This is a genomic window from Neorhizobium sp. PAMB6630 (assembly GCF_058242775.1).
Genome location: NZ_JBZAYV010000002.1, coordinates 845,348 through 868,116 on the forward strand (window position 1 = coordinate 845,348; position 22,769 = coordinate 868,116).

Genomic DNA, 22,769 nt, shown 5'->3' on the forward strand with positions numbered 1-22,769 from the left:
CTGGAGTTCTAAGATGCCGCTGACCCTTTCGCTCAACACCAACCCACTGGTGAACCGGTTTGCCGAGCCCGCCGATCTCATCGAGACCGTGGCGCGTGACCTTAAAATCCGCGACCTGCAGTTGACGCATGAGTTCATCAACCCGAGCTGGCCGGCGCCTGTCATCCGCCGCCTGACGCGGGAGATGAATGCTGCCCTCAAACGCACCGGCGTGCGCGTCACCAGCGGCATGACCGGCCCCTATGGCCGCCTCAACCATTTCGGCCATCCGGATGCGGATGTGCGGCGCTATTATGTCGACTGGTTCAAGACCTTTGCCGATATCACCGCCGATCTCGGCGGCACGTCCGTCGGCACGCAGTTTGCGATCTTCACCTACAGGGATTTCGATGATCCGGCCCGCCGCGAAGAGCTGATAAACATCGCCATCGACTGCTGGGCCGAGGTCGCAGAGCATGCCAAGGGTGCCGGCCTCTCCTTCCTGTTCTGGGAACCAATGAGCGTCGGGCGCGAATTTGGCGAAACGATTGCCGGCTGTCTTCAATTGCAAGATCGGCTGACGGCAGCCGATATGGCGATCCCCATGTGGATGATGGCCGATATCGACCACGGCGATGTCACCTCATCGAACCCCGATGATTTCGATCCTTACGCCTGGGCGCGTGCTGTGCCAAAAGTCTCGCCGATCATCCACATCAAGCAGAGCCTGATGGACAAGGGCGGCCACCGGCCGTTCACCGCCGAGTTCAATGCCAAAGGCCGCATTCACCCCGAGCCGCTGCTCGAAGCCTTTGCGCAAGGCGGGGCAAAGGACAACGAAATCTGCCTTGAACTTTCCTTCAAGGAACGCGATCCGAACGACCGGCAGGTGATTTCCCAGATTGCCGAAAGCATTGCCTTTTGGGCACCCCATATCAATAGCGGCATTGAGGACCTGCATATCTGATCCAATCTGGTCAGACAGGGGCTCTTGCATGACACGGCGCAGAGGGCGCATTGCAGGGAATCTTTTTTGACCGGACATGCATGACGACAGACAGCAGCAGAAGGAAGCGCAATGGCCCGCCGCAGTGACAGCGATCCCGAAGAAAGCCTCGCGATCCGCGCCGCCTGGCTGCATTACGCCGGCGGACTGACGCAGGCCGCCGTTGCCAAACGCCTCGGCGTACCCTCGGTCAAGGCGCACCGGCTGATTGCACGCGCGGTGGCCGATGGCGTCGTCAAGGTTTCGATCGATGGCGCCATCGTCGAATGCGTCGAACTGGAAGCGGCACTTTGCGACCGCTATGGCCTTGATTTCTGCGAGGTGGCGCCGGATCTGGGCGAGGACGGTCTTCCGCTTCGCGCGCTTGGCCTTGCCGGCTCGAGCTTTCTGCGCCGTACGATCGAGGGTGGCGATTATAATGTCATCGGCCTTGGCCACGGCCGCACGCTGGCGGCAGCCGTGCGCCAGATGCCGCGCTTTGAGGCAACCGGTGTCCGTTTCGTGTCGCTGCTTGGCGGGCTCACCCGCAACTACGCCGCAAACCCGCATGACGTGATGTATAATCTGGCTGAAAAGACGGGATCGCAATCCTATGTGATGCCGGTGCCCTTTTTCGCCAATTCCGCCGAGGATCGCGAAATCCTGCTCGCCCAGCGCGGCGTGCGGGAAATCTTTGACATGTCGAACAGTGCAGGCCTCAAAATCGTCGGCATCGGAACGGCCGACGCCAGCGCCCAGCTTGTCGCCTCCGGCATGATCGAGCGGCGCGAAATCGCCGAAATCACCGCCGTCGGCGCGGTCGGCGAAATGCTCGGCCACTTCTTCGATGGCGATGGCCGCGTGCTGGAAACGACGCTCAGCGCCCGCACGCTGTCGGTCGATCTCGAAACGCCTGAGCACACCCGCATCGTGGCGATTGCCGGCGGCTTGCAGAAGCTCGCCTCGATCCGCGCTGTCCTGCGCAGCCGCCGCCTCAAGGGCCTGATTACCGACGAACCGACCGCCCGCGCACTGGTGAGCTGACAAGAGGCGACACCGGCACCCCTGAAGATAGCAACCGAACAACCGGAATGACAAAAATGACCAAGCCGCATGTGTGGATCGGCACCAGCTGGAAGATGAACAAGACGCTGGCAGAGGCGAAAACCTTTGCCGAGGGACTGAAGACGGCCGATGCGGTGCGTGATCCGCGCATCCAGCGTTTTGTCATTCCGCCGTTTACCGCCGTTCGCGAAGTGAAGGCCATGCTTGCCGAGACCTCCGTGAAGGTCGGCGCGCAGAACATGCACTGGGCCGATGACGGCGCCTGGACCGGCGAGGTCTCAGCCCCGATGCTGAAGGATTGCAACCTCGACATCGTCGAGCTTGGCCATTCCGAGCGACGCGAGCATTTTGGCGAAACCGACGAGACGGTGGGCCTGAAGACACAAGCCGCGGTGCGACACGGCCTCATCCCGCTCATCTGCATCGGCGAAACGCTGGCCGAGCGTGAAGCCGGTGCGGCGCGCACGGTTCTCGAAACGCAGGTTCGCGGCGCACTCGGCAAGCTTGCCGGGTCAGAAACGGAGGCCGAAATCCTCTTTGCCTATGAACCGGTCTGGGCGATCGGCGTCAATGGCATTCCGGCCACCTCCGATTATGCCGATGCCCGACAGGCCGAAATCATTGCAGTCGCAGAAGAGGTGTTGGGCCGCAAGGTGCCCTGCCTCTATGGCGGCTCCGTCAATCCGGACAATTGCGAAGAGCTTATCACCTGCCCGCATATCGACGGGCTGTTCATCGGGCGTTCCGCCTGGAATGTCGAAGGTTATCTCGACATTCTCTCGCGCTGCGCCGCCAAACTTTAACCAGGGAGAAACATCATGAAGATTGCAGTTGCAGGCGACAGCGCCGGAGAAGGCCTTGCCAAGATTTTGGCCGATCACCTGAAGGGCACCCACGAGGTGTCGGAGATATCGCGCACCGATGCCGGCGCCGATGCGTTCTACGCCACCCTGTCTGACCGCGTGGCAAACGAGGTTCTGGCGGGAAAATACGAGCGCGCCATCCTCGTCTGCGGCACCGGCATCGGCGTGTGCATTTCCGCCAACAAGGTGCCGGGCATCCGCGCAGCACTGACGCATGACACCTATTCGGCCGAGCGGGCAGCGCTTTCCAACAATGCGCAGATCATCACCATGGGCGCCCGCGTCATCGGCTCGGAACTGGCAAAAGCCATCGCCGACGCTTATCTGGCGCAGACCTTTGACGAAAACGGCCGCTCCGCCTCCAACGTGCAGGCGATCAACGACGTGGACGCCAAGTACCACTCGAATTGAACGACCGGGAGGCGCAACAGCGCCTCCCCTTCGGTCTTCCGCAGCTTGACCGCATGATCTCGCTTGTCACGAGGGTGGTCCACCATGACGGCCAGTATGGCGTTCTGATCTTATGGCTTACGCTGGCGCGCATGCCTGCAAACTTCCTCCACCTGCGATCACTCCTGCGATCCCTGCTGCAATCATTGCCGCAGTTCCTCGCCAATATTGACACCGCAGCCGCAGCGACGGATGAAGAGACAATTGCGGGCCGGGTGGATATTGGGAGAAAAACACCATGACGAAAATCCTTGATCAGGCTGAAGGTTTTGCCAGCACGGCACTTGCAGGTTTTGCCAAGGTCTACCGGCGTTATGTTCATCTGGTGCGCGGCGGTGTGGTGCGTGCAACAGCCGTTCCGGACGGCAAGGTTTCCGTCATCGTCGGTGGCGGCTCCGGCCATTATCCGGCCTTTGCGGGATATGTCGGGCCGGGCCTTGCCGATGCGGCGGTGGCCGGCGAAATCTTTGCCTCCCCCTCGACCGCGGGTATCACGCGCGTCTGCCGCGCCGCCCACTTTGGCGGCGGCATTCTGCTCGGCTTTGGCAATTACGCCGGCGACGTTTTGAATTTTGGCGTGGCCGCTGCCCGGCTGCGGGCGGAAGGCATCGACGTGCGCATCGTCGAGGTGACCGATGATGTCGCAAGCGCTCCATCAGACAGTATCGAAAAGCGCCGCGGCATTGCAGGCGATGTCACCGTCTTCAAGATCGCTGGGGCCGCCGCCGAGGCGGGCCTTTCGCTCGATGAGGTGGAGCGGCTGGCGCGAAAGGCCAATGCTCACACATTTTCCTTCGGTGTTGCCTTTGGCGGCTGCACGCTTCCCGGCGCAAAAGAACCGTTGTTTACCGTGCCGAAGGGGCAGATGGCGCTCGGCCTTGGCATCCATGGCGAGCCCGGAATCGAGGAGCGCCCGCTTGCTTCTGCCTCCGAGCTTGGCGCTCTCATGGTGGAGACGCTTCTCACGGAAAAGCCGCCGGGTGCCACGCGCGCCGCCGTGCTCCTGAACGGCCTTGGCGCCACCAAATATGAAGAGCTTTTCGTTCTCTGGAACGTCGTTGCCGAACAGCTGGACGCGGCCGGCATTACGGTTGTCGGTGAAGACGTGGGCGAGCTGGTTACCAGTCTGGACATGCAGGGTTGCTCGCTGACGCTGATGTGGCTGGACGAGGAGCTGGAACGGTTTTGGCTTTCGCCCTGCGATACCCCGGCCTTTCGCCGTGGAGTGATCGCAGCCGGTGAGGCAACGCCGGCGATTGCCATGGAAGATACGCCCACATCCCTGGTGGAGCCTGCCACGCCCGCCTCTCAGGCCAGTGCCGCCTGCCTTGAACGCGCCTTCGAGCGCCTGCTGCAGACCGTGATCGACGCCGAGGCGGATCTTGGCGCGCTCGATGCAAAAGCCGGCGACGGCGACCATGGGCAAGGCATGCGGCGCGGCGCAACGGCGGGGCACGAGGCCCTTCGCGCAGCCGTCAAGGCCGGCGCCGGATCAGCCTCTGCCCTTGCCTCTGCCGCCGATGCCTGGGCAGATCGTGCCGGTGGCACATCGGGTGTCATCTGGGGTCTTCTGCTCAGATCGTGGAGCCAGGCATTTTCCAACGATTTAGCGATATCGCCGGACATGGTGGTGCGCGGTGCGCGTCTGGCGCTGGATGACGTGATGCAGTTGGGCGGTGCAAAACCCGGCGACAAGACACTGGTCGATGCACTGGCGCCCTTCGTCGAAACGCTGGAACGAGAGTATGCCGCAACGGGCGCGCTGCCCTTAGCCTGGCAGAATGCCACGGCTGCCGCAGAGACAGCGGCAACAGCCACCGCTGCGATGCGCCCCCGCCTTGGCCGCGCCCGCCCATTGGCCGAGCGCAGCATCGGCCATGCGGATCCCGGCGCAACGTCGCTGGCCCTTATCGCCAGATCGCTTGTGGACCGTGTGGGTGAGATCCGGCAGGCTTGAAATGACCGTCGGTCGCATCGAAACCCCGCATTGGGGTTTCTGTCGTCCTGCCCGTCAGATGGCGGATCGTCCGCCGGCGCGGATCATGGAAAAATAGTCGTCATTCCCCACCTGTCCGCCCTTCAGGGCAATCTCCAGTCCGTCCACCGGACCGCCATGCGCCACGCAAAGCGGCGAACCGGGCGTCTGCGGCAGAGGCAGTTTCAGGGTCAGTGCCGCAATGCCCATCTCGCCGAGCGCATGGCTTGACGTATCACCACCGGCGACAACCGCGCGGGAAAGCCCGGCGCGGGTAACCAGTTCCACCTGGATGCGCCCCAGCGCCCGGCCAAGGCGATGGCGCGCCTCCGTAGCGTGATCCAGCTCTGCCCCCTTGTCGGCCGAGGGGCCAAGGGCTGTGTAAACCACGACGCTTCTGCCTTGCTGCAGCGATGACAGCCCGGCTGCCACAGCCTTGCCGATTTCGATCTCACTTTCCTCACCGGACAGAGCAAGCGGATCGAGCGAGACGCCGTCAAATCCGTTCGACAGCGCGTGACGGATCTGCCGCTCGGTGGTTGGCGATACGCTGCCGGAAACAACCGCCAGCCGATCGACAGCACCGGGGGCGGCAAAGACCGGTTTTTCGCCAATCTCTCCCGCCTCAACCCACGCCTTCACCAGCGCATATTCCACCCCCGACGAACCACAGACAAATGGGGAGGTCGCGCGAAAATCGTTCCACAACAGGCGGCCGGCGGCGGCCTGCGTTGCCGCATCGAACACATCGATCAGCAGCATATCTGCCTTTTCCGGCGCATCGCCCGCCAGCAGTGCCACATTATCCAGATGGGCCGCCGAAAGCGTCGTCTGGCGCGCCAGATGCCGCAGAAGATTGGCCTCGTCCATTGGCGTTACCGGATGGCGGGACATGACCGGATGCCGGTCGATGCGATAATTGCGGCCCTGATAGGCGGCAAAGAGTTCGCCAAAGGCCGTGTAGCGGCGGATCTGTGGGGCGCCCACCACAAGCGGCACGGTCTCGACACCGAACACCGATCTACCGATCTCGATGGCCCGGCCGATATTGCCGATATGGGCGGCGGAATCGAAGGTCGAGCAGACCTTGTAGTGGCAAAGCTCGGCGTCCAGCGTCTTCAGCCATTGAAATGCGGCGCGCAGATGCGTGTCCATCCAGTCCGGCGTCTGGCTGCGGCTGGTGCCGGCAAGGCCAAAGGCCCGCGCGCCTGAAAAGCGCTGCATCAGGGCGTCATCCGGCTGCGTCAGGAAGAGAACCGTTTCAACGCCGTTGGAGGCGAGCGCCTCCATGACATCGGTGGAGCCGGTAAAATCATCGCCATAATAGGAAATCAGCGGTCGCGCCATCGGCTCAGGCCGCCTTGCCGTCGGAGAATTTTTCGATGGATTGGGCAAGTTCGGGATGGTCTTTTGCGTAGACCGGCAGCGGAATCCCCGCCACCGCGGCCTCCCACGCCTGCCGCACGGCGCGCACACCGGCGCCGGGGCCACCGGGATGGCTAACGATGCCGCCGCCGCAGAGATAGAGAAGATCCGTCGAGCCGCCGCTGACGGCAATCGTATCGGGCGCCTGCCCACCCCATTGGCCCGACCCAATGACGGGCAGCACGACATCCTTTTGTGAAAACAGCGGCGTCGTAACCGCCTGGTAGGAGCGCGCGAAACTTTCGTCCGGCTCCCAGTATTTGACGCGGATGCCATTGATCTGAAACTGATCAACGCCGAGCAGGCGCCAGAACTGCTGATAGACGGAAAACTCGAAGCCTAAGCCTTCATGGCGTGTCAAAACATCCCAGCCGTTGCGATGGGCATGCAGCACAAGGCCGGAGCGTTTGCGCAGGAAGGCAAGGCCTCCAAAACCGATCGAATGGATGTTGATGACGGCGCAATTGCCGCCGGCTTCAAGCACCATATCGTGGTTGCGCATCATCTCGTCGGGATCGGCATGGCTGATCCCGAAGGCATACATGACCTTTTTGCCGGTCTTCTGCTCGTGATCGAGAATACGCGGCATGATCGCTGCGATCCGGTCCTTCAGCGGCGAATAGGCCGGGCTCATCAGCTTTTCATCGTCCTTGATGAAATCGACGTCCGCCTCGATCAGTTCGCCCACCATCTCCGCCGTTTCGTGCGGGCGAAGGCCAAGCGCCGGCTTGACGATGGTGCCGATGATCGGCCGGCCGGTGACGCCCGTCAGAGCAAGGCTTCCAGACACGCCGAACTGTGGTCCCAAATGGGCTGCGGCAAATTCCGGCGGCAGCTGCATGTCGACAATGCGGATGCCGGTCATCCCCTTGATCGAAAACACGCCGCCAATCGCAATCGTCATCAGCGCGGACAAATCAGTGCCCACCGCATCGAGCGGAAACTCGATATCGACATCGGCGCGGTTGAAATGCGTCGCGCCCGCCGCTTCACTCGGAAACGAGGCATGGCGGCTTGGCGCCAAGGGGCGGATGGCAGTGACGCGGGCTGCGACGCGGGCTTTCAGCTCCTCGGTTTCCCCGGGAAGGGCCACAAACGTGCCCGTCGACTGGTCGCTGGCAATCTTCGCGCCCATGGCCTCCACCGAGCCTGATGTTTCGATGCGATAGGTCAAACGGATCACGTCATCCTCCTCCACTGCCGGGGCAGCGCGCTTGTCATATTGGCTCAACTGGTATAATGAGTATTTATGTTATTGCAAGCGCGTGCGCCAGAAAGCCGTTGCGCATAAAGGCTCAGATGTTATTCAGAAGCGTTGAAATCAGGTGATCCATGAGCATCGTTTCCGAACCCATCCTGCGCCGCAAGATCGCTGACGAAGTCTTTGCCAGGCTCAAGTTTCTGATCGAAAACGGCGAGCTGCGCGCTGGCGATGAAATGCCCTCCGAGCGCGAGCTGATGGAGCGTTACGGCGTGGGCCGCCCGGCCATTCGCGAAGCCATGCAGGCGCTGGCGAGCAAGGGGCTGGTGGAAATCTCGCAAGGCGAGCGGGCCAAGGTGTTGCGCATCACCGCCGAATCCATCATCCGGCAGGTCGATCTTCCGGCAAAGCTGATGCTGTCGGGTTCGGAAGATTCGCTGGAGCACCTGAAAAGCGCCCGTATCTTTTTCGAGCGCGGCATGGTGCGCGAGGCCGCAGCACGGGCGACCCCCGAGCAGATCTCTGAGCTGGAGGCGGTGCTCGAGCGGCAGGTGCAGAACCTGGGCAATGCCGATGCCTTCATCGAAGCGGACATGGATTTTCACGTGTGCATCGCAAAGATTTCCGGCAATCCGATCTATGTCGCTGTCAGCGGTGCCATGCTCGGCTGGCTGAAAGCCTATCATTCCGAAATGCTGATCTGGACGGGGCGTGAGAATTTCACCCTGACCGAGCATGAGGAAATCATTCGGGCGATCGAGTCCGGCGATTCCGAGCTTGCCGAACAGGCGATGATCAAGCACCTGGAACGCTCGCGCGCGCTTTATGCCCTGAAGAACCGCAAATAGGCGCTGGCCTCACGGCGAAAGCCAGCGCAGTTGCGCAACGGCATAGGGGGCGAGAACGAGCACCCCACCGGCAAACGGCGTGGGCGAAAGGCCGTGAGCGGCCGCGTTGTTCATGGTGTTCTCGTCCAGCATGGAAAGCTGCACCGCGCGCGGAAGACCAAGCTTGCCAAGATCCACCGACACAGCGCCCGGCGTCACGTTGACCAGCAGCAAGGCGGCGTGACCGATCCTCTCTTTGGCTGCAAGGCCAAACACGGCGCGGGACGAGCCTGTATCAACGGCCTGCGCGCTCCAGCCCGCCATGCCGGCCAGCATTTCCACGCTGCGACCGACCGGCCGCACCGTTCCAGGCGGCACGGGCTCCCCCTCCCCAGCGATCAGGCCGAATGGCCCGGTCAGCGCCGAAAGTGTCAACTGCTCAAGCCGTGCAGAGGCAAAGGCCGCCGCGTATCCGGCCGCAAAGGCTGCGCCGAACAGTCCATTGTGGCGCGGATCGCGGTTGGCCATGGCAATCCGCCGCCCGTCCGGATTGTCCATGGTGCGGCTGCCGTAGGGGTTCTGGCGCATGGCAAGCGTGGATGGTCCGACGCGGTAGGGCCTGTCACCATAAATCGCGCGCAGGGATCTGCCGATGAAGGGCAGCGCCTCCAGCGTTTCCATGACGCTTGCATCATCGGCCGCATGGACAATCGGATTGGTGGCGTGGCAGACGAAATCCAGCCTTTCGGCGGGCACGCGCTTGCGGTTGATTTCCGTGAAATAGCTCAGCATGCCGCCGCCGAGGCGCACGGTGGGGAAAGCGGCCGCTGCTGCCGCATAGACATCGGCAAGCGGCGGGCAATCCGGCCAGCGACTGCCCGGCGGCGTCGACTGCCGGTCAACGGAGGGGGAGACGATGATCGCATCGAGCCGCAGCCCCGCCTCGCCGACAAGGTTTGCGATCTCCGCCAGCTCCTCCGCTACCGGACGCTGGCAGGGGAGCGCAATCTCCAGGCTGGTGGCGCCGGAAAACGACGCGGCAAGCGCTGCAAAATCCTGCAGGGCCGCAAGCCCGTGCCCTGCCCCCGGATCAAAATGCAAAATGAGCGCCGAGGCGCCGAAATGGCCAATTTCCGCAAGTGCCGTTCTGGTCGCGCGCGCTTCTTCCGGCGTCACAACGAGACCGATATCCGGCAGACGGCCCAGATCCTCGCCCCAGGCGAGGGTGACGGGCTTGTCGCCTTCGCGTTGAAACGGCGGTTTTTCAGCTCGGCGATCGGACACGGTGAGCGAAATTGTCTGCGCCACGCGTTCCGCAGAACCGATCAAATAGGGCCACGGCAGCGCCAGCGGCCGCACATAGGTCTTGTAGGAGGCATCCGACCAGTTTCTCTGGTCCTCCATCTCGAACGTGTCGCCCTCCATGCGGCATTGCGCGTCAACGCCTGGCATCACCTGATGGGTGAGCGCGCGGATGTCTTGAAACGGCTGCCATGGCGCGATGCGGTCGGGAAAGACGGCATCCTCCACCGACCCATCCACATGCTCTACCTTGACCGGTGTGCCGGCGACACCGACAATCGGATGCAGAACGCAAAAGCCGCAGCGGTTGGTTTCAAACCCGGTGTCCGTCTCGGCATCTGCCCTGAAGACCAGGCTGCCCGTGGCCGACAGGGTGATTGCCGCACGGAGAAAAAGCCGGCTTCGACCCGGCCTCTCGCAAAGGGCGCGGTAGGTGACGACGGTTTCCGTCTCCCCCTCCTCCACCGTCAGATCGGTGATGTCAGGACTGTAGGTGCCCCAGTCGCGGTCGCGCACCACAAAGGCGATGGCGCGCAAAACCTCGACGCCGTCATAGGAAATCGTCCGCAGCCCGCCGGCCACAAACCGTGCCGTCATTCGTCCGGCCCGCAGAAGCCGAGACGCGGGTTCTTGAACGCGCGTGCCAAAAAGCCGGAAGGCGCGATCGTCTGTCTCCTGCGCCGTCATATGAGAAGCGGCCCGATGGCAACGGTCTGACCGGAGGCTGCACTCTGATAGGCGGCCTCGACCAGAGCAAAGGTTTTCAGGTTATCGTCGCCCGATGTCGAAGTCTCCGCGCCCGCCTTCAGCGCATCCACCCAATGCTGCTGGATGAGAAGCACACTTTCCTGGATGTTGTGCCAGGGGCGTGAGGCAAAGGAGAGGAGTGCGGGCGACACATCGGTGACTGTCGTGCCCGTGGCGTTCGTGACCGTCAGGCCGTACCCCTTCGTCAGGCGCAGCGAACCTTCATCGCCATCCAGTTCAATCAGCGTTTCGGGAAACGGTTCGCTCTCCTGGCGCGTCGCATAGCTGACATCCACAATGGAGGTCGCGCCATTGTCATGATCAAGAAGAATGGTCGCGACGTCCTCGCCCTTGATCTTTGGGTTGATGCGGCGTGTCCGTGCGGTCAGCGACCGCACGTCGCCCAGGATAAAGCGGGCGATATCCAGCGTGTGGATGCCGAGATCCTCGATGATGAAGCGCGGCGTTTCAGCCAGATAGGGCTGGGCTGCAAACACGTCAAAGCCGGAGCGGAACGAGAAGCGCCCCCAGAAGGGCGTGCCGATGGCGCCTTCCTCCAGCACCTTGCGCACCGCCTGGATTGGCGTCTGCCAGCGGAAGTTCTCATGGATCATCAGGGGAATACCGGCCGCCTTCGTCGCTGCCACCATGGCCTTTGCATCGGTAAGCGTCGGCGCAAAGGGCTTTTGGCAGATGGCCGGCACCTTGTGGGCGGCTGCCATCTCGACCAGCGCCCGGTGGCTCTGGACGGTAGTGGCAATATCGACAAAATCGAACCCGCCGTCGGCAAACAGGGCGGCTGCATCCGTGTAGCGTCGGGCAATGCCGAACTGATCGCCGACGAGACGCAGACGCTCCGGATCCCGGTCGCAGATCGCGACGATCCCGGCGCCTTCCACCTCACGCCAGCAATGCATCTGGTTGACGGCGAAAAACCCGCACCCGATGAGGGCACCTTGAAACTCTGCCATGTCCGCTTATCCCTGCTTCGTCATCTGCATCAGTGTCACGCGGGCCTGAAGCTTGCGCTGCGCCTGATCGACCACCACGGCGATGATGATGACAAGTCCCTTGATGACCATTTGCCAGAAGGACGAGACCCCCATCATCACCAGCCCGTCCGACAGGATACCGATGACGAAGGCGCCGACAATGGTGCCGCCGATCGTGCCACGCCCACCGGACATGGACGTACCGCCCAGAACGGCTGCCGCAATGGCGTTGAGTTCAAGGTTCGTGCCGGTTGCCGGATGGGCGGCCATCAGTTCCGACGAGATGACGAGCCCGACCAGCGCCGCGCAGAAGCCGGAAAACATGTAGACGAACATTTTCACCCGGTCGACGCGGATGCCGGACATGCGCGAGGCCCGTTCATTGCCGCCAACGGCAAAGATATGGCGCCCGAGCGGTACGAAACGGGCAAAATAGGCAGCTCCCAGCGCCACCACGACCAGCATCCAGATCGAGACGGGAATGCCGAGCCCGGTGCCGGAACCGAAGATCGCATAACCGGTATTGCCAAGCTCCGGGCGGCCGGCAAGATTGGGCAGGGTCTGGCCATCGGAGAACAGAAGGGCAGCACCGCGCGCCACATAAAGCATGCCAAGCGTTGCGATGAAGGGGGCCACGTTGAGGCGCGTGATCAACAGCCCGTTCAGTGCCCCGATGACGATGCCGACCACCGTGACGATGACGGCCACTTCCAGAATGTTGAAATAGACCGTGTAGCCCATCGGCAGGTCGATGCCGTTGAGGATGAGGCCGCCGGCAATCATGCCGCAGAGCCCGACAATCGAGCCTACGGACAGATCGATGCCGCCGGTGACAATGACGAAGGTCATGCCGATGGCCAGAAACGCGTTCTGCGTGGCGTGTTTCGACATCAGGATCATGTTGGCCGTCGACAGAAAGTTCGGCGCAAAGATCGAGAAAAAGAGGATGACCGCAAGAAGCGCGATAAAGGTTCGAAGCTTCATCACGGTCAGCAGCAGCGAGCCGCTGTCTGCGGGCCGGGTCTCTGCCATCGGGGTCACTGTTGTCATCGTGCAGAAATCCTTTTGGTCTTGTGGCCCTCGGCGGAGGCTTTGACGATGCGGTCTTCGGTTGCCTCGGCCCTGTCCATGATGGCGACCAGCTTGCCGCTGCTCATCACTGCGATCCGGTCGGAAAGCGCCATGACCTCATCGAGGTCGGAGGTGGAAAACAAGATGGCAAGGCCATCCCCGGCAAGCTTGCGCATGGTGCGAAACACATCGGCCTTGGCGCCGACATCGATGCCGCGGCTCGGCTCGTCCATCAGAAGCACTTTCGGCCCGGTCATCAGCGCCTTGCCGATCACCACTTTCTGCTGGTTGCCGCCCGACATCGAGGTCACCTCGAAGGCTGGATTGCGCGCCTTGATCGACAGGCTGCGGATGGCGTCTGCCACCGCCGCACTCTCACGCTTGCGATCGATATGGAAGCCGAAGCGAACCATGCGGCCAAGGCTTGCCAGCGACAGGTTCTCCGCAATCGACAGGCATTGCACCAGCCCCTCGCGCTGCCGGTCTTCCGGAATGAGCGCAATGCCACGCGCAATGCGACCGGTCGGATCGCGCTCCAGAAGCGCCTGCCCGTCAAGCGTGATACGGCCGCGCGCATGGGCATGGCGGCCGATGATGCATTCGAAAAGTTCGCTGCGCCCGGCGCCCATCAGGCCATAGATGCCGAGGATCTCGCCTTTGCGCACGCAAAGCGACACATCATCGACGGAAAGGCCGCCGGTTGGACGCGCAAGCGTGATATCCTCCAGCCGCAGGACTTCCGGCCCCAGCGTGTGGTTCACATCCTTGGCAAAGTCCTTGGCATCCGAACCGATCATCGAACGGACGATCCAGGCGGTGTCGATGTCCTTGACCATGGCAGCGCCGGTGATCTGGCCATCCTTCAGCACGGTGATGTAATCGCCGATCCGCATCAACTCTTCCAGCCGGTGCGAGATGTAGACGATGGCAACGCCATGCGCCTTCAGTTCCGCAATCACCCGAAACAGCACGTCGACTTCGGCAGCGCTAAGCGCCGAAGTCGGCTCGTCGAGGATCAGGATACGGGTATCGAGTGAGACGGCGCGGGCAATTTCCACCAGCTGCTGCTGGCCGATGGGCAGATCCTCCACCAGCGTATCGGCGGTGATGCCCGCTTCCAGCCGGTCGAGAAATTCATTGGCCTTTGCCACCTGCGCCTTGTGATCGATGCCGCGCAGGCCGCGCGTCAGCTCGCGCGTGGCAAAGATGTTTTCCGCCACGCTCAGATTGCCAAACAGGTTCAGTTCCTGAAAGACGATACCAATGCCGTGGCGCACCGCATCGGCCGGCGATGACAGATGGATGCGGCTGTCGCCCATCCAGATCTCGCCAAGTGTCGGCTGCTCGACACCGGCGATGATGCGCATCATCGTCGATTTTCCGGCGCCGTTTTCGCCGACCAGCACATTGACCGCGCCGCGCCGCAGCTTGAGGTCAGCCTTTTTGAGAGCCACGATGCCCGAATAGGCCTTGGTCACATCGCGCAGTTCAAGGATGACATCATCATCAGCTGCCATGGCCATGTCAGCCTCCAACCGTGATCGTTGCCGGCACGAACTGCGGCAGTTCTCCGGCAGGCGGCTGCGGAAAGGCGCCGAGCGCCTCGATCTTCTTTCCGACCAGCCCGTCGCGCGGCAGCTTTTCCAGCACCGTCGCATTCACATGGGTGTTGAAGGATTTGCCATATTGCGCCCAGTCGATCTGGTTCTTGAAGGCGTTGAAGTTGACGAAGCCGAGACTGTCGCGCAGCGCGGTTCCCCGAATGGCCGGACCGATGGCAACACGCACATCCGGCTTGCCATCCCCGTTCACATCCACCTCCACAGAGGCGGCGCGGGATTTGGTTTCGGCGGTCACGATGGTTCCCTTCACCGTTGCCACATAGGTCCAGGGAGCGTTGCCCTCCTTTTCCTTGTGGCCGAATTGCTTAGCCGCGGCATCGGGATTGGAGGTGATCAGGGCCATCACGTTTTCGAACGCGCCGGCGCGCTGCTTCATGTAAGGCAGAACTTCGGCGTCCCAGGCGCCGGCCACCATCTTGTCCGGATCAAACGCACTGGCAGCGGCCTGCGCCTGCTGGTCAGCCGTCTCGACGAATTTGCAGCCGGTCACCGCAAGACAAAAAGCGGCAAGGACAACGGCGGTACGCATCTGCGACATGGAATTTCTCCGCTCATGGACTGCCGCGGCGGAACCGACCGTGGTTCCGCCGCCGCCTTGTCGATCAGCTCACTGGCTGAGCGCGAAGGTCTCGAGCTTCTTGGCATTGTCGGCAGTGATGAGAATGCAATCCATCAGCCGCTTTTCATCTGCCGGCTTCTTGCCGGTCTTGATGAATTCGTGTGCCTGTTCCACGGCAAGCTGCGCCTGCGCATAGGCGGGCTGCATGACGGTTGCCTTGATGCCGCCGGCGAGAATGGAATCACGCACGTCATTGGATCCATCGAAACCAACGACGATCACATCCTTGCGGCCAGCGGCCTGAAGGGCTGCAATCGCGCCCATCGCCATCGTGTCATTACCGGCAATGACGCCCTTGATGTTCGGATTGGCCTGCAGAATGGTTTCCATCTTGGAATAACCTTCCGTCTGGCTCCAGTTGGCCGATTGCTGCGAGACCATCTTCATTTCCGGATAGTCGTCAATGACGTCATGATAGCCCTTGGAGCGGATGCCGGCATTCAGGTCCGCCTCGCGGCCGAGCAGCTCGACATAATTGCCCTTTTCGCCCATCAGCTTGACGAACTGTTCGGCACCAAGCTGCGCACCCTGGTAATTGTTCGAGACGATCTGCGACACGGCAACGCCGGTCGCATTGATCTCACGGTCGATGAGGAAGGAGGGAACGCCGGCATCCTTGGCCTTCTGGACGGCGGCAATCGAGGCTTCCGAGCCTGCATTGTCGAGAATGATGGCCTTGGCACCACGGCCAATGGCCGTATCGATCAGCTGCGACTGCTTGTTGGCATCATCATCATGCACCAGAACCAGCGTCTCGTAGCCAAGCTCCTTGGCCTTCTTTTCAGCCCCAACGGCTTCGGCCTTGAAGAAGGGATTGTCATGCGACGGCGTGATGATGGCAATCAGATCCGCGGCAAAGGCCGGCATTGCGGTGGCTGCCGCAAGTGTCGCGCCAAGGGCTGCAAGGGTAAGCCTGCGAGTAAGTTTCATGTTATCCTCCCAATGAAACCGTTCCCCCCGCTCCCCGCGAGGGGCATGCATCGGCCGGGATGTTTTCCCGGCCAAAATCGAAATCAGGTGATGCGGCGAATGCTGTCGGTGATCTCCTGCGGTTCGAAAACCTTCTTCCAGTCGTCGCGCATGAGGGCCGGAATGCCGAACTCGATGGCCTTGTTGCAGGCATCGGAAAACACGCCCGGCGTTTCTTCAAAAATCACAGCGCCCAGCACGTTCATGTGGCCGAGCAGAAAATCGCGCGCCGCCTCCTTCGGCACGCCGCGGGCAACGCATTCGTCCATCGCCTGGCGCATCACCACCAGAAGCGAGGCACAGACGGTTTCCGAAAGCCCCGGCTCCAGCATCGCCATCTGCTCCACCGTGACGCGATGCGAACGCATGACCGGCGACCAGATAACCTTTGCGATCTCTTCGCCGAGCGCATAGGCCTCCTCCGGCCCCTGCATCAGCGCAGACACGATATGCTGCTTGGCAAACAGGCCACCGAAATGGTCACGCTTGGCCTGCATGTCCGTCTCGTCGTTGAAGATCGGCGGGTGGCAGGGATGCGTGACGAAATAGGTGAGGTCCGCGCGCTCCGGCAGATGGCCGGCAAAGGGCGCTGCCGCATCAAGCGCAACCACCATCGTGCCGGGCTTCAGCCGGTCGGCGATCGAGACCGCAACCTTGCCGATGGCCGTATCGGGCACGGCAAGGATCACCACATCGGCGCTGCCAAGCGCGTCATCTGCCGACACGCAGTCGATGTCGAGTTCACTCTTCAGACGCGCCTTGCCCGCCTCGCCAACCTCGACATGGTGCACGGCAAAGCGCGACCCCTTCAGGTTCTTGGCCAGCCGGCACCCCATTTTGCCGCCCGCTCCGAACAAGGCAATTGTCGTCATTGAAGTCCTCCTCAGGAATGGCAAAGCGCTCCCGCGTGTCATATCCCGACCCGCCGCCTTTTATTGCATTCAACTGGTATGACATGTCAATAGGCATATCATCAAATAAGCTGCTATGCATTTGGGCCGTTCTTTGCGAACGTGGGGCCGTCCATCACGAAACCGTGCCCGTAATTGTTTGCCCCTTCGATTGGTCGCCGACCAAAACGGCACTACGTTTGACAGAGTTCAAAAACAAACCTGCGATGGAGATCGACATGCCAGACATCGGTTTTGAGCGGCGAAACGTGCTTGCCGCGGGTGGTGCCCTTGTGGTGGCCGGGCTTGCTGGCATCCCCCTGACCGCCCGCGCTGCAGCGGTTGCCGAAACGCCTTCCATGCGCGGCGGTTCCAACAACTATATTCCCGGCGCAAAGATCGTTGACAGGATCGGCGGCGGAGGCTTCTGGATGTCAGGCACGGTGCGCCGTGCCGGCGACGGCGCACCGCTCGCTGGACAGCGGATCCAGATCTGGGCCCATACGACCGAAGGCAGCGAGCGCGACCTGCGCAGCCATGGCGCAACGCTGACAGATGCCAACGGCATGTTTCGACTGGAAATGCCACAGATCGTGCCGGCACTTGGTCAGGCCCATGCGCACCTCGCCTATGACAGCGGCGAGTATGACACGGTCTTTCTGCGGCCCTTGCTGCCAAGTCCAAAGGTCACAAGTCTGGAAGCGCATTTCGTCCTCCAGCCGGCTTGATCCGAGAGACCATGCCAAGAGTTCGCGCTTTGCTGATCTGGACTGTCCTGGGGCTCGCGCTCATCCTGCCGCTGGCTTTGGCCGCTAGCAGCGAATACCTGGCTTGGCGCGATCCGGTCTATATTGTCGCCGGCTTTGCAGGCATCCTGGCGCTCTGCCTTGCCCTCGTGCAACCCTTGCTGGTTCGCGGCTGGCTGCCCGGCCTTCGCCTGACACGCGGCCGCCGCCTCCACCGCGCAACGGGGGCCCTCCTCGTTGCAGCCGTTGTCATCCATGTTGCCGGCCTGTGGGCCACCAGCCCTCCAGATGTCATCGACGCTCTCTTGTTTCGCTCTCCGACGCCGTTTTCAATCTGGGGCGTCAGCGCCATGTGGGCCGTATTTGCAGCAGCACTCCTGGCGGCGCTGCGGCGTCGTCTTCCACCCCGTGTGTGGCGCTTCAGCCATACGATCCTTGCCGGCATTGTCGTGCTTGCCGGTGCAGTCCACGCGCTTTTGATCGAGGGCACGATGGAACCTGTTTCAAAGACCATACTGTGCGGTCTCGCCATTATTGCAACGCTGGCCGCGTTCATTGCCCCATGGCTGCGAACGAAACGGCTGGCATCTCGGGGCCTGCTTTAGCGGCTACGCAACACGGCCTCGCGTTGGTGGCAGCACCGCAGCCCCTGCCCCATCAGGATCCATGGCTGATGGCACGGCCTTGGGCATCAAACCGATGCAGGTGTCCCGGGGCTGGCGCAAGGCGGATGGTATCGCCTTGCCTCGGGGCAAAGCTGCCATCGGTGCGCACCTGCAAACGCCCGGCCTCCTCGGTTTCCACGCTGAGATAGGTGTCGCTGCCGAGATATTCGGCCGAGAGCACCTGCCCGCTCCATCCCTCACCATCCGATCCGACGATGAGATGTTCCGGCCGCACGCCGATGGTGGCCGCATTGGCGCGGTCGGCAACCGGCCCGGTGATGAGGTTCATCTGCGGCGAACCGATGAAGGTTGCGACAAACAGATTAGCCGGCTCGCGGTAGAGATCAAGCGGGCGGCCGATCTGCTCCACCTGCCCCTGCTGCAAAACGACGATCTTGTCGGCCATGGTCATTGCCTCCACCTGATCATGCGTGACGTAGATGGTGGTGGTATCCAGCCGCTTCTGCAGGTCACGGATTTCCGAGCGCATCTGTACGCGCAGTTTGGCATCGAGGTTGGACAGCGGCTCATCGAACAGAAAGACCTTTGGCGCCCGCACGATGGCGCGCCCCATGGCAACGCGCTGGCGCTGCCCGCCGGATAGCGCTGCCGGCTTGCGCGCCAGATAAGGGCCGAGATCGAGAATGGTGGCGGCGCGCGCCACCCTCTCCTTGATCTCGTCGGCGCCAAGACCTTGCAGCTTCAGCGCAAAACCCATGTTCTTCGCCACCGTCATATGCGGATAAAGCGCGTAGTTCTGAAAGACCATGGCAATGTCGCGGTCCCGCGGCGCCAGATCGTTGATCATGCGGCCATCCACGGCGATCTCGCCGCCGGTGATCGATTCAAGGCCGGCAATCATGCGCAGCAGCGTGGATTTCCCGCAGCCGGATGGCCCCACAAGCGCCACGAACTCGCCGTCTTCGATGTGAACATCCACGCCGTGGATGACCTCCAGCGCACCGTAACTCTTGCGCAGATTGGTGATTTCGACCTGTGCCATCATTTCCTCCCGAGCGTGCTTGACACAAAACAAAAGTGATTTAATCTATTTTCAACGGCCTGGAAAGCACGTTGTTGAGGAGACAGCGCAAGGCCGCGAAAGACCGGAGGGAAAGGCGACGCGGCTTGGAAGGCCGGCCTTTTCGGCTGGCTGAACATGCACACGCGCCGCACATCCGGCGCATTCCTTGGGAGGGAACCACATGACACGCACAACGCATTGCCGCGCGCTCATCTGCGCGCTTGCCGTTTCCACCGCCCTTCCGGCGATGGCGCAAAACACCATTACCGGCGATAGCGTCGGCCCGTCTGACGCCAAGCAGACGCTGACCTTCCGCATGACGACAGACGGCCCGCGCAACAACGAACCCGCCATTGCCGAAGGTTATGGCAAGCTGTTCAACGAATTCGTCGCCCGCCATCCCGGCTGGAAGATCGAGCTGCAGATGATGTCGGGTGATATCGGGCAGGAACAGGCACGCATGCTCGAACAGTCGAAGTCCGGCAATGCGCCCGATTGCGCCGCCGTCGATTCCTTCGTGCTGCCGCTGTTCAAGAAGGCCGGCGTTTTGTCTTCCTTCTCGCCCTATTTCAAGAAGGAAGAAATCGACCAGCTTTTCCCCTTCATCCGCGACGGCGTGACAGGCACAGATGGCAAGATCTATGCCTGGTGGTGGTCGACGGACCTGCGCGTCCTCTATCGCAACAAGGCGATCATCCCCGATGCGCCGCAGACCTGGGACGAGACGAAAAAAGCAGCGCTTGCCTCGGTTGACCAGGGCATGGAAGGCATCCTCTTCAACGGCAGCCGCTACGAAGGCACCACGTTCGACTGGCTGGCGAATTTCTGGGGCCAAGGCGGCAAGCTGGTGGATGATGCCGGAAAGCCGATCTTCGGCGAGGGAGAAGACCGCGCCAAATTTGTGAAGGCGGTCAACTATTACCGCGACCTGGTGGCATCGGGTGCGGCCCCGAAGCGCGTCGCCACCATTGGCAATTACGACGATTTCAACGCAGCGGCCGCTGCCGGCACGGCGGCGCTCTTTGTCGGCGGCAACTGGCAGATGTCGCAGCTGAAGACCACGCTGGAACCGGAAGACCTTGCCAACTGGACCTTCTCGGCCCTGCCCGGCCCGACGAAGGACCAGCGCTCGACCGGCACCGGCGGCTGGACGGTCGCCTCCTTCGCCAAGGATCCGGCCAAGGTGGAAATGTGCGCCAATCTGGCGCGCGAGGTCTATATGGGACCGGCCAACGAGCTGCAGCAGCAACTGCCGACCCGCGCCGACCTCTATGACAAATATCCGGTGTTCTCGACGCCGGAAAACAAGGCCTTTGCCGAGGCGCTGAAGGTGGGGCAGGCCCGTCCGGGCGCGCCCGTCTATCCGGAAATCTCCAACCAGATCCAGATCATGATGGGCAAGGTTCTAACTGGCAGCCAGCCGACGGACGCGGCGGTCGATGAAGCCTTCAAGGCGTCTCTCGACGCGTTCAAGCGTCTCTGATCCTCCCAGCCGGGGAAGTTTTGGGCTGCCGCTGCTTCCCCGGCGCCTTTGCCCTCATCATCATAACGTCCGACGGGATGATCCCATGCCCCCAGCAAGCGCCATAACCGCCCTGCCGAACACGGCAGCCCCGGCTCGCGCCCGGCAAAAGCCAAGGGTTGCGCCCTGGCTGCTGCCCCTGATCCTCGTGCTCGGCCTGTTCTATCTCTACCCCGTGTTCGACGTCTTCCGGCTGGCGCTCACCCGCGCCACGCTTCTGGGTGACGAGGGCGGTTACACCTTGGCCACCCTTGCGCAGACGCTCACGCGCCCTGAAATCCCCGGCATCCTCGGCGTGACGGCCACGTTTACGCTCGCCAGCGTGTTCTCCCAGCAATTGCTGGGGCTTTTCATCGCACTGGTGGTGGTGCGCGGCGAAAAACGCCGGCTGTTCGGCACCACGATCGTGCGCACCACGGCGCTGATTGCCTGGGTTGTGCCCGGCATTGCCGGCGGCATCATCTGGAAAATGCTGTTCAACGAGGCGCCGTTCGGGGGGCTTAACAGCCTGCTGCGGCTGATGGGGGCCTCCCCCGTGCAGTGGCTGTCGGATCCAAACCTCGTGATGTGGTCGGTAGTCGTGTCCAATGTCTGGCGCGGCACCGCGTTTTCCATGGTGGTGATGTATGCGGCGCTGAAGGCCATCGATCCGGTGCTTTATGAGGCAGCCTCCGTGGATGGCGCAACGGCGCGCCAGCGGCTTTTCCATGTGACGTTGCCGCAATTGCGCTCGGCCATCCTCGTCAACATGATCCTCATCACCATCCAGACGCTGAACACGTTTGATGCGATCATTTCGCTGACCGGCGGCGGCCCCGGCCGCTCCACAGAAGTGCTGTCGCTCTACACGTTCAACGTCGTCTTCCGCAATTATGACCTCGCAAGCGGCGCGGTGCTGTCGATCCTGATGCTGATCATCAGCCTGGGGCTGGCGCTCATCTACGCGGCCTTCCTGCCCAAGGGAGAAGAAAGATGAAAGCCAGCACCAGCGAACGCATCGGCGATGTTTTGAGCTATCTGTTCATGCTCGTCATCTTCGCCTTCTTTGCCTGGCCGCTTTTGTGGCTCCTGTCGCTCGCCTTGCGCACCCGCAAGGAAGTGTTTCTCGGCGTCAGCCGCTTCATTCCGAAAGCCCCGACGCTCGACAACTTCATCACCATCCTCTCCTCCGACAAGTTTGCCGGTTATCTCTGGAATGCGCTGAAGCTGTCGTCCCTGTCGGCGCTCGGCTGCCTGGTCGTGGCGCTGCCGGCGGCCTATGCCTTCTCTCGCTTCGAATTTCGCGGCAAGGGAGCGTGGATGATGGCGCTTCTGTCAGTGCAGATGATTTCGCCACTCGTCATCATGGTGCCGCTCTATCGCTACATGGCCTCGATCGGGCTCACCGACAGCCATTTCGGCGCCACCATGGTCTATATCGCGCTTGCGGTTCCCATGGTCACCTGGATCCTCAAGGGCACGATCGACGGCATTCCCGCCACCCTCGATGAAGCCGCCATGATCGACGGATGCAGCCGCTTCGGCGTTTTCCTGCGCGTCATCCTGCCTCTGTCCACACCCGGCATAGCGTCGGCCTTCATCATCTCGGTCATCGGCGGCTGGTCGCAGTTCCTCGTGCCCTTCCTGCTGATCACCAAGGAATCGCTCACACCCATCGGCGTCGGCATCTTCCAGTATGCCGGCACCCAGAACGACAGTTCCATCCAGTTGCTGGCCGCCGCCTGCCTCGTCTCCGTGGTGCCGGCCATCATCGCCTTCCTCGCACTCCAGCGCCTGATCCTCGGCGCCCTGACGGCTGGCGCCGTCAAGGGCTGAGATCGGACCCATGCA

General features: G+C 62.1%; 22 protein-coding genes. 12 read left to right on the top strand and 10 right to left on the bottom strand.

Annotated features, from left to right (window positions below):
* Positions 1-13 precede the first annotated feature (13 nt).
* The 6 genes from AC4CWF_RS22635 to AC4CWF_RS22660 all read left to right on the top strand — a co-directional run bounded on the left by AC4CWF_RS22635 (position 14) and on the right by AC4CWF_RS22660 (position 5,299).
* Positions 14-946, top strand: coding sequence for a sugar phosphate isomerase/epimerase family protein (locus AC4CWF_RS22635; RefSeq protein WP_491285735.1), 933 nt, complete (start codon positions 14-16; stop codon positions 944-946).
* A gap of 111 nt (positions 947-1,057) precedes the next feature.
* A complete protein-coding gene (locus tag AC4CWF_RS22640; RefSeq protein ID WP_491285737.1) occupies positions 1,058-2,008 on the top strand; it encodes a sugar-binding transcriptional regulator in 951 nt (316 codons plus the stop codon).
* A gap of 56 nt (positions 2,009-2,064) precedes the next feature.
* Complete coding sequence (locus tag AC4CWF_RS22645) at positions 2,065-2,832, top strand: triose-phosphate isomerase (protein WP_491285739.1); 768 nt, start codon at positions 2,065-2,067, stop codon at positions 2,830-2,832.
* 15 nt (positions 2,833-2,847) lie between these two features.
* Positions 2,848-3,303, top strand: coding sequence for a D-erythrulose-4-phosphate isomerase (derI, locus tag AC4CWF_RS22650; protein ID WP_491285741.1), 456 nt, complete (start codon positions 2,848-2,850; stop codon positions 3,301-3,303).
* Positions 3,304-3,356: 53 nt separating this feature from the next.
* Complete coding sequence (locus tag AC4CWF_RS22655; RefSeq protein ID WP_491285743.1) at positions 3,357-3,584, top strand: hypothetical protein; 228 nt, start codon at positions 3,357-3,359, stop codon at positions 3,582-3,584.
* On the top strand, positions 3,581-5,299 hold the full coding sequence (locus tag AC4CWF_RS22660) for a dihydroxyacetone kinase family protein (protein WP_491285745.1): 1,719 nt from the start codon (positions 3,581-3,583) through the stop codon (positions 5,297-5,299). Before AC4CWF_RS22655 ends, AC4CWF_RS22660 begins: the two co-directional genes overlap by 4 nt.
* Positions 5,300-5,353: 54 nt before the next feature.
* Here the strand turns inward: AC4CWF_RS22660 and AC4CWF_RS22665 are convergent, their stop codons facing one another.
* A complete protein-coding gene (locus AC4CWF_RS22665) occupies positions 5,354-6,664 on the bottom strand; it encodes a four-carbon acid sugar kinase family protein (protein WP_491285747.1) in 1,311 nt (436 codons plus the stop codon).
* A gap of 4 nt (positions 6,665-6,668) precedes the next feature.
* Complete coding sequence (gene oiaX / locus AC4CWF_RS22670) at positions 6,669-7,925, bottom strand: 3-oxo-isoapionate-4-phosphate decarboxylase OiaX (protein WP_491285749.1); 1,257 nt, start codon at positions 7,923-7,925, stop codon at positions 6,669-6,671.
* A gap of 149 nt (positions 7,926-8,074) precedes the next feature.
* Here oiaX and AC4CWF_RS22675 point away from each other — a divergent pair, with 149 nt between their 5' ends.
* Positions 8,075-8,791 carry a transcriptional regulator NanR gene (locus AC4CWF_RS22675; RefSeq protein ID WP_491285752.1) on the top strand — a complete coding sequence of 239 codons (717 nt, stop codon included), beginning with the start codon at positions 8,075-8,077 and terminating at the stop codon, positions 8,789-8,791.
* Positions 8,792-8,800: 9 nt separating this feature from the next.
* Here AC4CWF_RS22675 and apnL read toward each other — a convergent pair whose 3' ends face one another.
* The 7 genes from apnL to AC4CWF_RS22710 form a co-directional block, all read right to left on the bottom strand.
* Complete coding sequence (apnL, locus tag AC4CWF_RS22680) at positions 8,801-10,759, bottom strand: D-apionate lactonase (protein ID WP_491285754.1); 1,959 nt, start codon at positions 10,757-10,759, stop codon at positions 8,801-8,803.
* Positions 10,756-11,790: a Gfo/Idh/MocA family protein gene (locus AC4CWF_RS22685; RefSeq protein ID WP_491285757.1), complete on the bottom strand. Its 1,035-nt coding sequence runs from the start codon at positions 11,788-11,790 to the stop codon at positions 10,756-10,758. The genes apnL and AC4CWF_RS22685 overlap by 4 nt, the downstream gene beginning before the upstream one ends.
* A 6-nt stretch (positions 11,791-11,796) precedes the next feature.
* Positions 11,797-12,861 (bottom strand): ABC transporter permease, encoded by a 1,065-nt coding sequence (locus AC4CWF_RS22690; RefSeq protein WP_491285759.1) that lies wholly within the window; start codon positions 12,859-12,861, stop codon positions 11,797-11,799.
* Positions 12,858-14,405, bottom strand: coding sequence for a sugar ABC transporter ATP-binding protein (locus AC4CWF_RS22695; RefSeq protein WP_491285762.1), 1,548 nt, complete (start codon positions 14,403-14,405; stop codon positions 12,858-12,860). Before AC4CWF_RS22695 ends, AC4CWF_RS22690 begins: the two co-directional genes overlap by 4 nt.
* 1 nt (position 14,406) lies before the next feature.
* The gene (locus tag AC4CWF_RS22700) at positions 14,407-15,042 is read right to left on the bottom strand and encodes a DUF2291 family protein (protein WP_491285763.1); all 636 of its coding nucleotides are present in this window, start codon (positions 15,040-15,042) and stop codon (positions 14,407-14,409) included.
* 69 nt (positions 15,043-15,111) lie between these two features.
* Positions 15,112-16,053 carry a D-ribose ABC transporter substrate-binding protein gene (locus AC4CWF_RS22705; RefSeq protein ID WP_491285765.1) on the bottom strand — a complete coding sequence of 314 codons (942 nt, stop codon included), beginning with the start codon at positions 16,051-16,053 and terminating at the stop codon, positions 15,112-15,114.
* A gap of 83 nt (positions 16,054-16,136) precedes the next feature.
* Positions 16,137-16,964: a phosphogluconate dehydrogenase C-terminal domain-containing protein gene (locus AC4CWF_RS22710; RefSeq protein WP_491285767.1), complete on the bottom strand. Its 828-nt coding sequence runs from the start codon at positions 16,962-16,964 to the stop codon at positions 16,137-16,139.
* A gap of 257 nt (positions 16,965-17,221) precedes the next feature.
* Here AC4CWF_RS22710 and AC4CWF_RS22715 point away from each other — a divergent pair, with 257 nt between their 5' ends.
* Together AC4CWF_RS22715 and AC4CWF_RS22720 are read left to right on the top strand one after the other, a co-directional pair.
* Complete coding sequence (locus AC4CWF_RS22715; RefSeq protein WP_491285769.1) at positions 17,222-17,710, top strand: twin-arginine translocation pathway signal; 489 nt, start codon at positions 17,222-17,224, stop codon at positions 17,708-17,710.
* Between the two features lie 11 nt (positions 17,711-17,721).
* On the top strand, positions 17,722-18,333 hold the full coding sequence (locus AC4CWF_RS22720) for a ferric reductase-like transmembrane domain-containing protein (RefSeq protein WP_491285771.1): 612 nt from the start codon (positions 17,722-17,724) through the stop codon (positions 18,331-18,333).
* A gap of 52 nt (positions 18,334-18,385) precedes the next feature.
* Here the strand turns inward: AC4CWF_RS22720 and AC4CWF_RS22725 are convergent, their stop codons facing one another.
* The gene (locus tag AC4CWF_RS22725) at positions 18,386-19,396 is read right to left on the bottom strand and encodes an ABC transporter ATP-binding protein (RefSeq protein ID WP_491285773.1); all 1,011 of its coding nucleotides are present in this window, start codon (positions 19,394-19,396) and stop codon (positions 18,386-18,388) included.
* A gap of 202 nt (positions 19,397-19,598) precedes the next feature.
* Between AC4CWF_RS22725 and AC4CWF_RS22730 the strand changes: the two genes are divergently transcribed.
* From AC4CWF_RS22730 to AC4CWF_RS22740, 3 genes are all read left to right on the top strand, one after another.
* Positions 19,599-20,900 (top strand): type 2 periplasmic-binding domain-containing protein, encoded by a 1,302-nt coding sequence (locus tag AC4CWF_RS22730; RefSeq protein ID WP_491285775.1) that lies wholly within the window; start codon positions 19,599-19,601, stop codon positions 20,898-20,900.
* 85 nt (positions 20,901-20,985) lie between these two features.
* On the top strand, positions 20,986-21,915 hold the full coding sequence (locus AC4CWF_RS22735) for a carbohydrate ABC transporter permease (protein WP_491285777.1): 930 nt from the start codon (positions 20,986-20,988) through the stop codon (positions 21,913-21,915).
* Positions 21,912-22,754, top strand: a complete 843-nt coding sequence (locus AC4CWF_RS22740) for a carbohydrate ABC transporter permease (RefSeq protein WP_491285779.1) — start codon at positions 21,912-21,914, stop codon at positions 22,752-22,754. Before AC4CWF_RS22735 ends, AC4CWF_RS22740 begins: the two co-directional genes overlap by 4 nt.
* Positions 22,755-22,769: the final 15 nt, after the last annotated feature.